Origin of the sequence: Streptomyces sp. CA-249302 (assembly GCF_050936785.1) — a bacterium.
Taxonomy (GTDB): Bacteria; Actinomycetota; Actinomycetes; order Streptomycetales; family Streptomycetaceae; genus Streptomyces.
In genome coordinates this window covers 7,992,978-8,006,906 of sequence record NZ_JBNJMG010000001.1, presented here as the reverse complement: position 1 = coordinate 8,006,906, position 13,929 = coordinate 7,992,978, and the positions used below count along the sequence as shown (strand labels likewise).

At 71.2% G+C, this 13,929-nt stretch carries 8 protein-coding genes and 1 pseudogene; 1 reads left to right on the top strand and 8 read right to left on the bottom strand.

Translation table 11 applies throughout. The annotated features are described in order from the left end of the window. Nucleotides 1-113 precede the first annotated feature (113 nt). The 3 genes from ACQEWB_RS36340 to ACQEWB_RS36330 all read right to left on the bottom strand — a co-directional run bounded on the left by ACQEWB_RS36340 (nucleotide 114) and on the right by ACQEWB_RS36330 (nucleotide 5,013). Nucleotides 114-959, bottom strand: a complete 846-nt coding sequence (locus ACQEWB_RS36340; RefSeq protein WP_432838686.1) for a GNAT family N-acetyltransferase — start codon at nucleotides 957-959, stop codon at nucleotides 114-116. 100 nt (nucleotides 960-1,059) lie between these two features. After that, entirely contained in the window at nucleotides 1,060-3,120 is a 2,061-nt protein-coding gene (locus tag ACQEWB_RS36335) for an IucA/IucC family protein (protein ID WP_432838684.1), read from the bottom strand. 339 nt (nucleotides 3,121-3,459) lie between these two features. Next, entirely contained in the window at nucleotides 3,460-5,013 is a 1,554-nt protein-coding gene (locus ACQEWB_RS36330) for a diaminobutyrate--2-oxoglutarate transaminase family protein (protein WP_432844197.1), read from the bottom strand. A 317-nt stretch (nucleotides 5,014-5,330) separates the two neighbouring features. Between ACQEWB_RS36330 and ACQEWB_RS36325 the strand changes: the two genes are divergently transcribed. Next, nucleotides 5,331-6,560: a trypsin-like serine peptidase gene (locus tag ACQEWB_RS36325; protein ID WP_432838682.1), complete on the top strand. Its 1,230-nt coding sequence runs from the start codon at nucleotides 5,331-5,333 to the stop codon at nucleotides 6,558-6,560. Nucleotides 6,561-6,712: 152 nt separating this feature from the next. Here the strand turns inward: ACQEWB_RS36325 and hflX are convergent, their stop codons facing one another. The 5 genes and pseudogenes from hflX to ACQEWB_RS36300 all read right to left on the bottom strand — a co-directional run bounded on the left by hflX (nucleotide 6,713) and on the right by ACQEWB_RS36300 (nucleotide 13,878). Continuing rightward, nucleotides 6,713-8,206 carry a GTPase HflX gene (gene hflX / locus ACQEWB_RS36320; protein WP_432838680.1) on the bottom strand — a complete coding sequence of 498 codons (1,494 nt, stop codon included), beginning with the start codon at nucleotides 8,204-8,206 and terminating at the stop codon, nucleotides 6,713-6,715. Nucleotides 8,207-8,339: 133 nt separating this feature from the next. Then, nucleotides 8,340-9,881, bottom strand: coding sequence for a M1 family metallopeptidase (locus ACQEWB_RS36315; RefSeq protein WP_432838678.1), 1,542 nt, complete (start codon nucleotides 9,879-9,881; stop codon nucleotides 8,340-8,342). A gap of 187 nt (nucleotides 9,882-10,068) precedes the next feature. After that, a pseudogene (locus ACQEWB_RS36310) lies at nucleotides 10,069-12,170 on the bottom strand (RelA/SpoT family protein). 298 nt (nucleotides 12,171-12,468) lie between these two features. After that, nucleotides 12,469-13,338 (bottom strand): diaminopimelate epimerase, encoded by an 870-nt coding sequence (dapF, locus tag ACQEWB_RS36305; protein ID WP_432838676.1) that lies wholly within the window; start codon nucleotides 13,336-13,338, stop codon nucleotides 12,469-12,471. Between the two features lie 36 nt (nucleotides 13,339-13,374). Beyond that, complete coding sequence (locus ACQEWB_RS36300) at nucleotides 13,375-13,878, bottom strand: hypothetical protein (protein ID WP_432844195.1); 504 nt, start codon at nucleotides 13,876-13,878, stop codon at nucleotides 13,375-13,377. Nucleotides 13,879-13,929 lie beyond the last annotated feature (51 nt).

The window sequence follows — 13,929 nt, the reverse complement described above, 5'->3', positions numbered from 1 at the left end:
TGCCTTGAGGCCGATTCGGGGTCGCAGCTTGGAGAGCGGAGATCGGCTCGGCGGGAGTGGGAACCGGATCGTTGCGAGTGGTGTACCAAAAGTGATGATGCGGTGGCACGGCGTCACAGCAGATCGCGCAGGGACCGGTCTCGGACCATGAGGGCGGCTCGCTTGGCGGGCAGGTCGACCTCGGCGGAGAACCGGAAGCCGGCGCTCAGGAAGGCGGCGACGGAGGGGGTGTTGCGAAGGTCCGGCTCGGCGATGACGCGTGCGCAGGCAGGGCGCCTGTCGAGCACGAGGTCGGCGACAGCTCGCAGCAGCGTGCTGCCCAGTCCGCGCCCGCGGTCGGCGACGGACCCGATGAGGAGGTGGATTCCGGTGTCATGAGGTCGAGCGGGATAGTGGCGGGCCAGCGGGTCGAGGTCCGTCCGGTAGATCTCCCAGTAGCTCATCGGCGTGCCCTCCAGCACACCGAGGCACGGAACACTCCGTCCGTCCCCGGCGAGCTGGGCCCGCAGGTGATCCTGGGTCACGGTCTGGGAACCGGCCAGCTCCCAGAACTCCGCGACAGCAGGGTCGTTCATCCAGCGGGTGATCAGGGACAGGTCCCTGTCGATGTGCACGGGGGTGAGGTGGAACTCTCCGAGGGCCGTGAGGACGGGTCCCCAGTCCGCGACGCGATCGAGGAGGTCGTCGTCGGCCTCAGTGCCGGTGCCTGTGCCGAAGACGGAGCCGGAGCCGACGTCAGGCGGACCCTCGTCTTCACCCCGGCTCCGGGCCTGATCACCTTCACCCTCCTCCGCGAAGAGGGCGATCAGCTCGTCGGGCAGACGCAGGTCCAGCGTGTCCTCGCAGTCCGTGCCCGAGCCGGTACCGCTCTCGGCGGTTCGGAGGCCTGTGTCGGCGCCGGTGTCGGTGCTGGGGACGGGCGTGGCAGTTGCGTCTGCGCCGGCGTCGGTGGAAGGCACGACGACGCTCCTCTCAGAAGACGGGGTGGGGCATGTTCCTCAGGAATGAAGGGAGTTGGGGCTCAGGGAAGTGGCAGGTGGGTGGCGGTGGACGGGATGGTCAGAGCTGGAGGGGGTTGGCGATGGTGACGTAGACGGACTGGGTGTCGACCGGGCCGACGAGTTCGTCGAGGCCATGCAGCCGGGTCAGCAGGTTGGCCTTGCAGCGCAGGACGGGTGAGTCGAGGAGGTGGGCCGACAGCGAGGTGCGCAGGCGCGCGGGACCGGAGGCGACGTCGCCGAGGAAGCGGCGGAAGGCGGCGAGCAGCAGCAGTTCGTCGGCCAGCCGCTGGGAGCCGAACGCGCCGATGAGGCCGAGGACGTTGTTGATCGCGAGGTAGTACGCGAAACGCTCGTCGGTGACCTCGTCGGAGACGAAGGTGTCGCTGTGGTCGCCGATGCCGGGCAGCCGGGCGTCGAGTTCCGCGCGTCGGGATTCGCGGAAGTAGTAACCCTGGTTGTCGCGGTAGCGGCCGCCCACGGGCCAGCCGTCGGCGTCCAGCAGGAGCAGCGTGTTCTGCTGGTGGGCCTCCAGGGCGATCCCCGCTTCCGCGTCCAGCCACAGCACGGGCCGGACGACCCGCTCCAGGTAGCGGAGGAACCACTCGGCGGCGACGGCTCCACAGGGACGGCCGGTCCGGGCAGCGAGACGGGTGACGACCGTGGCCAGTCGTGAGCGCATGACTGACGGGGCCGACTCCGCGGGGCGGTCCGAGGCCGACGCGGTCGCTTCGGTACGGCGGTTGGAGGCCGATGTGCTGCGGGGGTCGGCCTCCGGTCGCGGGGAGACGAGTCCGGCGATGCAGGAGACGTCGTCCGCGGGGCTGAACGGGTTGTGCCGGATCATCACGTCGACTCCCGGCACAGGCTCGCCGTCCGGTGTGTCGACGGCGAGCCAGGCAGGGTCACGGACGATGTCGAACCCCGGGTGCGCCGCCAGCCACTGCTGAGACAGGCCGGTGCGCAGCAGACGGTGGACCTCGACGCCGCGGTGCAGTTCCTTACGGAGGTTCTCGCGGCGGGAGTTGGTGATGCGCAGGCCCAGGGACAGCTTGAGCATCGCGGAGGCGCCGGTTCGGTGGACGGTACGTACGGAGGAGGTGGGGTGCCACGGGGAACCGTGGGGGCCGAGGTCGCGGAGCAGTCCGGTGTCGAAGAGGTGCGCGGTCTCGGTGCGCTGCCTGATCTCGCGCATCTGCCAAGGGTGCAGCGGGAGGGCCGCGTAGCGCTCGGGCAGCGGCAACGGGCGGTCTGTCTCGGCGAGCCGTGCCGTGAGCCGGGGTGCGGGGACGGGACGGCCGCGTTCGGTCCAGGCGGAGTCGGTGGCGAGGACGGAAGGTGCGACAGCCAGCCAGTGCAGGGGGAAGGAGCCGCGCAACTCCGGTGAGTACAGCTGCGCTTCGGCCTCGGAGAGACCTTCACGGCTCTTCGGGGTGGGGTGCAGCGGGTGACCGAGCAGGAGCGCCTGTTCGGCGGCGAGGAAGAGGTCGGGGCCGTCGGCGGGGTGCTCGCGTCGCTCGCGGATGAAGGTGACGGTACGGCGGAGGGAGTCGGCGACACGGGCGACGAGGTTGGTGGCGGATGCGGGGGCAGTCGGTGCGGGGGTGATGGCAGGGAGGTCGGGCGTGTCCCCGGCGCGGGTTGACTCCCGGGCGAGCAGGGCGGCGACGGTGATCGCGTCGACCCACCGGGATGATGCCGGGGCGTCGGCGAGGTGCGGGAGGCCGAAGCGGTGCCATCCCGTCCGGGACCAGTAGTGGACGGGGACTAGCAGGGTCGTACCGCTGGCCGGCAGGGGGATGCGGAGCGTGCCGTCGCTCGGGGCGTGGAGGCCGGTCTCGCGGGCCCAGCAGCGCAACAGGTTCTCGACGGCGGCGGCCTCGGCGGCGAGGTCCGGGTCCGGGTGCGCGAGGAGGTCGGGGGCGGCACGGCGGAGGTGTCCGACACCGGGAGGGGTGCGCTGCTCGGGGACCCTTTCCTGCGCGGGCGCCCTGCCCAGTTCCGGGATCCCCTCCTCCGCCGCCTCTTCCTCCTCCGGTACCCCCTCCGCCGTGGACACCCTGCCCTGCTCCGGAAGCCGACTCTCGCCCACAGCACTTCCCTGCCCCGGCAACCGGCCCATCCCCGACGCGGTTTCTCGCTCAGGCCGCCCGCCCGGCCCGGACTCGGCCCCGTGTCGGTCGGCTACCGAAGCAGCCTCCGAGGCGCCTGGCGTCCGGCCGGACGACGACCACTCCGGGACGTCTCGCCAGGCGGTCCCTGTCGGGCTGTCGGATGCGGGGGCGGGGTTGGGGCTGGGGCTGGGGCTGGGGTTGGGGTTGGCGTTCACGGTGGTCCTCAGGGGTGGTTCTGGATTGTGCGGTGACGAACCTGAGCCGCCAGTCGGCAGCCGCAGCGGCAGCGGCAGCGGCAGCGGCAGCACGGGTGTTGGTGGCAGCCTCGGCATACGCACGCGCGGCTGTCAGTCACGGTGTTGCCCCACGCACTCGGCTCGATCGGGCTCCCGTCGGTATCGGTGATCCGATCCGGGCGGTCGGCTCCGGCCAGGTGGTCGGTCGGCGTGCGTGCGGGCCGCCGTCTCCAGCGCGTCGGCCAGGCGGTCGAGTACCGCGGTCGCCTGTTCGTCGGTGATCGTCAGTGGGGGGAGGAGGCGTACGACGCTGGCGTCGCGGCCGCCCAGTTCGACGATCAGGCCTCGGCGCAGGCATTCCCGTTGGACGGCGGCGGCGAGTTCGGGAGCGGGCGGGTGCGGGCCACCGGCCGCGGGGAGGGGGCCGTCCGTCGGGGACGGTTCGGCGTCGGGAGAGCCGAGGCCGACGATCCCCGCGGGTGCCGGAGCCGTCTCCGTCTCGGTGTCCACCAGCTCCATTCCGATCATCAGCCCCCGCCCCCGCACGTCACCGATGCATGGCAAGTCCCTGGTCAGCGCCCCGAGTTGGTCGAGCATGCGGGAGCCGAGGGTCGCCGCTCGTTCCGCGAGGTGGTTTTCGCGGACGTGGGAGAGGGTCGCCGTGCCGGCGGCCATGGCGAGTTGGTTGCCTCGGAACGTGCCTGCGTGGGCGCCGGGTTGCCAGACGTCGAGGTCGTCGCGGTAGACCACCACGGCGAGCGGGAGGCTGCCTCCGATGGCCTTGGAGAGGACCATCACGTCGGGGGTGATGCCGCTGTGCTCCACGGCCCAGAAGGCGCCTGTGCGGCCGACGCCCGTCTGGACCTCGTCGGCGATGAGGGGAATGGAACGGGCGGCCGTGATCTCCCGCATCCGCCGCATCCAGGCGTCCGGCGCGGGGATCACCCCGCCCTCGCCCTGCACGGGTTCGAGGATCATCCCCGCGGGGTGCGGTACCCCCGACTTGGGGTCGTCGAGGACGGACTCCGTCCAGCGGGCGGCGAGTTCGGCGCCGCGTTGGCCGCCGACGCCGAAGGGGCATCGGTAGTCCTGCGGATAGGGCAGGCGGGCGACCCTTACGTCGGTGGCGTCACCGGACGCGGCCAGGGCTCCGGCGGTCATGCCGTGGTAGGCGCCGGTGAAGGCCAGGACACCGCTACGGCCCGTCGCGGCCCGTACCAGTTTCAACGCGGCCTCCACCGCGTCGGTTCCCGCCGGCCCGCAGAACTGCACGCGCGCGTGGTCGGCGAGTCCGGGCGGCAGGGTGTGGAACAGCTCTGTGATGAAGGCGTCCTTGACGGGTGTGGCCAGGTCCAGGACGTGCAAGGGGGCGCCGGAGTCCAGGACCTTGCGGATCGCCTCCAGGACGACGGGGTGGTTGTGGCCCAGGGCGAGCGTTCCGGCGCCGGAGAGGCAGTCGAGGTAGCGGCGGCCGTCGGCACCTTCGATGGTCAGGCCCCGCGCCCTCACCGGCACGATCGGCAGGGCACGCGCGTAGGTACGAGCCGCAGACTCGCGCGCCTTCTGGCGCCGCAGAATCCCTTCGTGCGCGTCCCGCGACGCCAACGCCACCTCGCCGGCGGCCGGGCCGCCCGCGATCGCACCAGCGCCCCGGTCCCCCACCATCTCCCCGACGACCGCTCCCCCACCGCCCCCGTCGGACACCCGGCTCCCCACCGCTCCCCCGGACGCACTCCCCCCACACGAAGACTCGGTCACGGCTCCCTGTCCTTCCGCCCACACAGGCACGGGGGACCTCGCACGGACAGCAGACCCCCCACCGGTACCAACAGCGCACCGCCGACCGGGTTACGGGTTGCCTCAAGATCCTTGCCGTGACGGAACCGTTGCGCTTCCGTCGGGAGTCCCCCACAGCGAGCGCATAGTGTGTGATGCCGTTCCAGGGAAGGCCCAGTTCGTTCACCTCAGGGGGAGTTCAGACCATGCGATCCACACGGCCGTCGTTCCATGTTCGGCGAGACAGGGGTGCGAGCCGCAGAACCTCCCCTGTGCTCGCCGCCGTTGCGCTCGCCGCCGCGCTGGCGCTCACCGCCACCGCCTGCAACTCCGGGGACGACAAGGCGGACGGCCAGGCCTCCGCCTCCGCGACCGACACGGGCAGCGGCGATGGCAAGATCAAGATCCCGGACGACATCAGGAACCGGCTCAAAGAGCATGGGATCGACATCGACAAGTGGAAGAACGGCGCCTGGAAGAACTGGGACAAGGACGACTGGCTGCGCGAGGCCGACGAGTTCATCAACCCGATCATCAAGGGCCTGTGGGACCCGGACCGGATGCGGGACGCCAACGACCCGGACAAGGGCGTCGACGACAACGACCTCTCCGGTGACCAGGGCGTGACCGACCCGGAGCCGACGCCGGTGGACGCGAAGGCCGTGGCGACTACGTACCACGCCAACGCGGCGACGGCCGGCAAGGTGTTCTTCGACTCCCCCGAGGGGACGATGGTCTGCTCGGCGACGGTCGTGGAGGACCCGGCCCATCCGGGCAAGTCCAACCTCGTGTGGACGGCGGGGCACTGTGTGCACGCCGGCAAGAACGGCGGTTGGTACCGCAACATCGCGTTCGTGCCGTCGTACAACAACTCGGGCAAGTCCGAGGCGCAGTTGCAGAACGCCTCGCGGGACGAGGTCGCCCCCTACGGTGTCTGGTGGAGTGACTGGGCGAAGACCTCCGAGCAGTGGATCGAGCAGGGTGGTGAGACGGGCGGTGACGGTGCTTCGTACGACTACGCCGTCATCCATGTGACGCCGGAGAAGGGCGGCAACGGCAAGTCACTGGAGGAGACGGTCGGTTCGGCACTGCCTGTCGATTTCAACGCGCCTGCCGTGCCGAAGGTTCCCAGCATCACCGCGACCGGCTACCCGGCCGCCAAGCCCTTCGACGGCCAGTTGCTCTACCGGTGCACGGACCGGCCCGGACGGCTGTCGATCAACGCCTCGGACCCGACGATGTACCGCATCGGCTGCACCATGACCGGCGGTTCGTCCGGTGGCGGCTGGGTCGCGACGGGCTCGGACGGCAAGCCCGCGCTGGTGTCCAACACCTCGATCGGCCCGGTGTCCTCGGGCTGGCTGGCCGGTCCGCGGCTGGGCGACGTGGCCAAGGGCGTGTACGACTCGGTGAGCGAGAAGTTCGCCGGTCAGTGACCGGTCGCTGAGCACCGACGGGGGCGGGGCGCCGCACGGCAGCCTTCACCGCCCCGTCCCCGTTCGCACGGAGTGCAGATGCTCACGTGTCACGCCGAAAGGCCCGCCCCCGCGGTGAAGCGGGGGCGGGCCTTTCGGCTGTTCTGCGGTGGTCAGGCCACCGGTGCCGGTACGTACGGCGCGAGGTCCGCCGCCAGTTCCTCGTGCACCCGCGCCTTCAGCAGGGTGCCCTCCGGGGTGTGCTCCTCGGAGATCACGTCGCCCTCGTCGTGCGCACGCGCGACGAGCTTGCCGTGGGTGTACGGGACCAGTGCCTCGATCTCGACGGACGGCCTGGGCAGCTCGTTGTCGATGAGCGCGAGCAGCTCCGCGATGCCCTGGCCGGTGCGGGCCGAGACGGCGATCGAACGCTTCTCGATCCGCATCAGCCGCTGGAGCGTCAGCGGGTCGGCCGCGTCGGCCTTGTTGATCACGACGATCTCGGGCACGCGCGTGGCGCCGACATCGGTGATCACCTCACGTACGGCGGCCAGCTGCTCCTCCGGGTTCGGGTGCGAGCCGTCCACCACGTGCAGGATCAGGTCGGACTCGCCGACCTCCTCCATGGTGGAGCGGAACGCCTCGACCAGGTGGTGCGGCAGGTGCCGTACAAAACCGACCGTGTCGGCCAGCGTGTACAGGCGGCCGCTCGGGGTCTCCGCCCGGCGGACGGTGGGGTCCAGGGTCGCGAACAGGGCGTTCTCGACCAGGACACCGGCGCCGGTCAGGCGGTTGAGCAGCGAGGACTTGCCCGCGTTGGTGTAGCCCGCGATGGCGACGGACGGCACCTTGTTGCGCTTGCGCTCCTGGCGCTTGATCTCGCGGCCGGTCTTCATGTCCGCGATCTCCCGGCGCATCTTCGCCATCTTCTCGCGGATCCGGCGCCGGTCGGTCTCGATCTTGGTCTCACCGGGACCACGGGTGGCGAGGCCGCCGCCCTTGCCGCCGCCCATCTGACGGGACAGCGACTGACCCCAGCCGCGCAGCCGCGGCAACATGTACTGCATCTGCGCGAGCGCGACCTGCGCCTTGCCCTCTCGGGACTTGGCGTGCTGGGCGAAGATGTCGAGGATCAGGGCCGTACGGTCGACGACCTTGACCTTGACGACGTCTTCGAGGGCGATGAGCTGGCCCGGGCTGAGCTCGCCGTCGCAGATGACGGTGTCGGCGCCGGACTCGACGACGATGTCGCGCAGCTCCAGGGCCTTGCCGGACCCGATGAAGGTGGCCGCGTCGGGCTTGTCGCGGCGCTGGATCACGCCGTCGAGCACCAGCGCGCCCGCGGTCTCCGCGAGGGCGGCGAGCTCGGCGAGGGAGTTGTCCGCGTCCTGCACGGTCCCCGTGGTCCAGACGCCGACGAGGACGACCCGCTCCAGGCGGAGCTGACGGTACTCGACCTCGGTGACGTCCTCGAGCTCGGTGGAGAGGCCGGCCACACGGCGCAGGGCCGCGCGCTCGGAGCGGTCGAACTGCTCGCCGTCCCGCTCTCCGTCGATCTCGTGGCTCCAGGCGACGTCCTCTTCCATCAGGGCATCGGCCCGAAGACCTTCGGCGTATGACTGCGCGAAGCGCTGCGTGTCCTGGGAAGGGGATGAAGAGGAGGTCATTGGATCCTTACGTCGATGGGGATTCCGATTCGGCGATCACTTGCACAACGCACGAGTGCTCCGGGAGATTCCCGTGTCCCGTGCCGCGCCGACCTGAAGATGGTCGCACGGTACGGCCCGTCTCGTCACCGCCTTATTTCACGGCCTTCCTGCCCGGATCGGCCGACTTCCAGTCCGGGTGACCGGGCATCGGCGGGGTTTTCTCGCCGTACAGCCAGGCCTTGAAGAAGCCGCTCAGGTCGCGTCCGGCGATCTCCGAGGCGAGGTGCTCGAAGTCGGCCGTGGTGGCCGTGCCGTCGCGGTGCATGCCCACCCAGGCGCGTTCCAGGCGCTCGAAGCGCTCGCGGCCGATCTTCTGGCGCAGCGCGTAGAGGGCGAGGGCGGCGCCGTCGTAGACGTTCGGCCGGAAGATGCTGATCTTCTGGCCGGGCGCGGGGGCCTTCGGGGCGGCCGGCGGTCCCCCGGCGGCGCGCCAGCGGTCGGAGGCACCGTACGCGGCTTTCATGCGCGCCTCCATGGGGTGGCCGCCCTTCTCCTCCGCGTAGAGCTCCTCGTACCAGGTGGCGTGCCCTTCGTTGAGCCAGAGATCGGACCACGTGCGGGGGCTGACACTGTTGCCGAACCACGAGTGGGCCAGCTCGTGCACCATGATCGACTCGACGTACCACTTGGGGTAGGCGGGCTCGGTGAAGAGCTCTCTCTCGAAGAGGGTGAGCGTCTGCGTCTCGAGTTCGAAGCCGGTGGTGGCCTGTGCCATGAGCAGGCCGTACGTCTCGAAGGGGTACGGGCCGACCTTGCTCTCCATCCAGGCGATCTGGTCGGGGGTCTTGGCGAGCCACGGTTCGAGGAGCTTGCGGTCCTTGGTGGGCACGACGTCGCGGACGGGCAGGCCGTGCGGGCCTTCGCGGTGCAGGACGCTGGAACGGCCGATGGAGACCTGGGCGAGCTCGGTGGCCATGGGGTGCTGAGTGCGATACGTCCATGTCGTCGACCTGCCGACCCGGTCGACGCCGGTGGGCAGACCGTTCGCGACGGCCGTGTAGCCGTTGGGCGCCTTGATCCTGATCGTGAACATGGCCTTGTCGGACGGGTGGTCGTTGCACGGGAACACCAGGTGCGCGGCATCGGCCTGGTTGGCCATCGCGAGACCGTCCGCGGTGCGCACCCAGCCGCCGTCCTGCCCGTCCGCGGCCACGGGGTCGCTGGTGTGCCGCACGGTGATCCGCGTCCAGCTGCCCTCCGGCAACGGGTCCGCCGGCGTCACCACCAGGTCCTCACCGGCACTGGTGTACGAGGCCGGCTCGCCGTCGACCTCGACCGACTCGACCTTGCCGTGCGCGAAGTCGAGGTTGATGCGGTCCAGGTCGGCCGTGGTCCAGGCGTCGATCGTGGTGACCGCCTGGAGGGGCTTGCTGTTGCTCCCGGGATAGGTGAAGGAGAGGTCGTACGACGCCACGTCGTACCCGGGGTTGCCGAGGTACGGGAAGAGGCGGTCACCGACGCCCAGGGGGGCCGCCGGGGCGCTCGCGGCGAGCAGGCAGACGGAGACGGCGGAGGCGAGCAGGGCGGTGGCCTTGAGCCGGCGGCGGCTTCCGGCGCCGGTGCGGGAGGCCGGGGCGGGGGCCGGGATGCGGGAGCCCGCGGCGCCGGGAGTGGTGCGAGGGGTGAGCAGCATGCATCACGGCTATCAGCGCACGCGCGCGTGGAGGCGACGACGCGCGATCGGCCCACTCGAACGGGTAGGGCGAGCGGGGGCGCGTGGGTCAGGCGCGTGGGTCAGGGACACGCGGGCGCGAATCGTGTCCTGCCGGCGCACGGCCCCTTTCTCACGCCCCCCGTTTCACGCCTCTCACGCCCCCGTTTCACGCCCCCGGCGTCTGCGCCCGGCTCACGTCGTACACGCCCGCCACATTGCGCATCGCGCGCATCAGGGCGGGCAGGTGGGCGGCGTCCGGGAGCTGGACCGTGTAGGTGTGGCGGACTCGCTGCTGGGTCGGTGGTTCGACCGTCGCCGAGACGATCTCGGCGCCCTCCACGGCCATCGCCTCCGTGAGGTCCGCCAGCAGGTGGGGGCGGACGAACGATTCGGCGAGCAGGGTGACCCGGCACTCGGTGGTGTCCCCCAGCGCACGCCGACCTCCGCGCGCCCCGCGTCCTTCATACGCGCCACCGCGGCGCATTCCACGCGGTGCACGGTGACCACACCACCCCGGACGGCGAAGCCGGTCACCTCGTCCGGCGGCACGGGCGTACAACAACCGGCGAGGCGTACGGTCGCGCCCGGCTGGTCGACGGCGACGGCGGGGGTGCCGGGTCGCGGGGTGGTGGCCTCGGTGGTGGGCCGGGGCGCGACCGAGGGCTCGGCGGCGGGCCGGGGCGCCGCATGCGCCGGATGGGCCGTCAGCCAGCGCTGGATGGCGATACGGGCCGCGGGCGTGTGGGCGTGCTCCAGCCACTCCCTGGAGGGCTCGGAGGCCGGGTCCTGGCCCATCAGGAGCTGGACGGTGTCGCCGTCCCGCAGGACGGTGCTCAGCGTCGCCAGGCGGCCGTTGACGCGGGCGCCGATGCAGGCGTGCGCGTCCTCGCCGTACTGCGCGTACGCGGCGTCGACGCAGGTGGCGCCCTCGGGCAGGCCGAGCGTGCCGCCGTCGGGGCGGAAGACGGTGATCTCGCGGTCCTGGGCGAGGTCCTCGCGGAGCGTGGACCAGAAGGTGTCCGGGTCGGGCGCGCCCTCCTGCCAGTCGAGGAGGCGGGAGAGCCAGCCGGGCTTGGTGGGGTCGACGCGCTCGCCGTCGGCCGGGTCGTCGGCCGCGGGGGCGTACGGGTTGCCGAGCGCGATGACGCCGGCCTCGGCGACCTTGTGCATCTGGTGGGTGCGGATGAGGACTTCGGCGACCTGGCCGTCCCCGCGGGCGACCGCGGTGTGCAGCGACTGGTAGAGGTTGAACTTCGGTACGGCGATGAAGTCCTTGAACTCCGAGACGACGGGCGTCATACAGGTGTGCAGTTCGCCGAGGACGCCGTAGCAGTCCGCGTCCTCGTTCACCAGGACCAGCAGCCGGCCGAAGTCGGCGCCGCGCAGTTCGCCGCGCTTGCGGGCCACGCGGTGGACGGAGACGAAGTGCCGTGGCCGGATGACCACTTCGGCCTGGATGTCGGCGCCGCGCAGATGGCCGCGGACCTCGTCGGCGATCTCGGCGAGCGGGTCGTCCGCGCGGGAGGCGTTGTCGACGATCAACTCACGCGTGTGCTCGTACTCCTCGGGATGGAGGATCGCGAAGACCAGGTCTTCCAGTTCGGTCTTGAGCGCCTGGACGCCGAGCCGTTCGGCGAGCGGGATGAGGACGTCCCGGGTGACCTTGGCGATGCGCGCCTGTTTCTCGGGGCGCATGACGCCCAGGGTGCGCATGTTGTGCAGCCGGTCGGCGAGTTTGATCGACATCACCCGGACGTCGCTGCCGGTGGCCTTGAGCATCTTGCGGAAGGTCTCGGGCTCGGCCGCGGCGCCGTAGTCGACCTTCTCCAACTTGGTGACGCCGTCGACGAGATAGCGGACCTCCTCGCCGAACTGCTCGCGGACCTGGTCGAGGGTCACATCGGTGTCCTCGACGGTGTCATGGAGCAGAGAGGCCGTCAGGGTCGTTGTCTCGGCGCCGAGTTCGGCGAGGATCAGGGTCACCGCGAGGGGGTGCGTGATGTACGGCTCGCCGCTCTTGCGCATCTGGCCGCGGTGCGAGGACTCGGCCAGCACGTAGGCGCGGCGCAGGGGGTCGAGTTCGGCCTGCGGGTGGTGGGCCCGGTGGGCGTCGGCGACATGGCTGATGGCGTCGGGCAGCCGGTCGCGGGTGGCGGGGCCGAGGAGGGCCGCGCGTCCCAGGCGGCGCAGGTCGATCCGGGCCCGCCAGCGAGCCGCCGGGCCTGTTACCGAACCTGGGGTCGCGGGATTCGTGGCCTCCGCACTCATGGGCACCTCCGGCTGCGTGGACCGGTGGACGGGGTGCCCCAGGGCGGACACGGCTCAGGGGGCGGCAACGGTCCCCCGTCCGGGCCGGTGCTTGATGCTACCGAGCCCATCACGTGCGTCCGACCGCCTCTCGCCGAGCGTGAAACGGATCACCCATTCGAGCGAAGGTTTGTAGGTTTACGGTTTCGCGCCACACAAAGTGAGGCCGACCGTCGTTTCGAACCCGCAGTCGATGTCCCGGTAGTTGACGCGTGCACCATCCGGCACACGCGCCTCCGATCCCAAACCGCACGGCCACTCAGCGAGCGATGCTTTCCAGCCACTCGGCGTCGATCTCGCCTTCGGCGACGATCACCGCGGGACCTGTCATCTCGATCTCGCCGTCGGGGTGTTCGGTGATCACCAGGGTGCCGCCGGGCAGATCGACGGTGTACGTCACCGGGGTCCCGGTGGCGGCCGGGTCGGTGCCGTCGCGGCGAGCGGTGGCCACGGCGACCGCGCACGCGCCCGTGCCGCACGAACGGGTCTCGCCGGCGCCGCGCTCGTGCACGCGCAGGGCGACGTGCCGGGGGCCGCGGTCGACCACGAACTCGACGTTCACGCCGTCCGGGTAGGCGGAAGCCGGGCTGAAGGGGGGTGCCGCGAACAGGTTGCCCGCGTGCGCCAGGTCGTCCACGAAGGCGACGGCGTGCGGGTTGCCCATGTTCACGTTCAGCGCGGGCCAGCTGCGCTCGCCGACGCTCACCGCGACCTCGCCTTCGGGGAGCAGCGCCTTGCCCATGCCGACGGTGATGTCACCGTTCTTCGCGATGTGCACGGTCTTCACGCCGCCGCGGGTGGCCACGGCGAGGTCGCCCTCGTCGGCGTGGCCGGTGCGCTGGAGGTAGCGGGCGAACACGCGCACGCCGTTGCCGCACATCTCGGCGATCGAGCCGTCGCCGTTGCGGTAGTCCATGAACCACTCGGCCTCGGACGCCATGTGCGCGGCCTCCGGGTGGGCGGCGGAGCGGACCACGTGGAGCAGGCCGTCGCCGCCGATGCCGGCCCTTCGGTCACAGAGGGTGGCGACCGTGGCGGGGGGCAGGTCGATGGCGTTCTCGGGGTCCGGGACGATGACGAAGTCGTTCTCGGTGCCGTGGCCCTTGAGGAAGGCGATCCGCTTGCTCATGTGTCGATCGTAAGGGAATCCCGAAAAGCAAAGACCTCAGCGCAGCCTTGCTACCCGCCATACCGCGAGGACGACCACCGCGGCGACCAGCACGACGTACGCCAGGACCACCCGCCAGTCAGGCCTGCGCCCGGAACCCCGCTGCGGGAGCCCGGGCCACGTGTAACCCACCCGGCGCGCGGCCATCATTCCCCAGCCCGCCGCGCAGGAGCAGATCAGGAGGCCCAGCATGGCGATCACCGCGCCGCTGTCGCCGAAGTCGAAGGCCAGGGGGAAGGCGAACATCAGGGAGCCGACGGCGGCCAGGGCGACAATGGGGGCGAGCTGCCAGATGCGCAGGCGACGCTGCGGGCGCAGCTCGACCTCGACCTCGGGGCCGCTCGCGAACATCTCCTCGGGCTCGGGACCGTCCTCGGTCACCCCGCCCTGCGTGTCGTCGGGCCCGTCGGGGCTCAGACGATCCTCGTCCTGCTCCGGTTCACCGCTCTCCGCGGTGAGGGGCTCGGTGCCTTGTGCGGTGTCGCGAGGGCCGGCCTCCATCGCCACGCGCCCTCCCAACTAGGACTCCACTTGGTCGATCGAAGCACGATG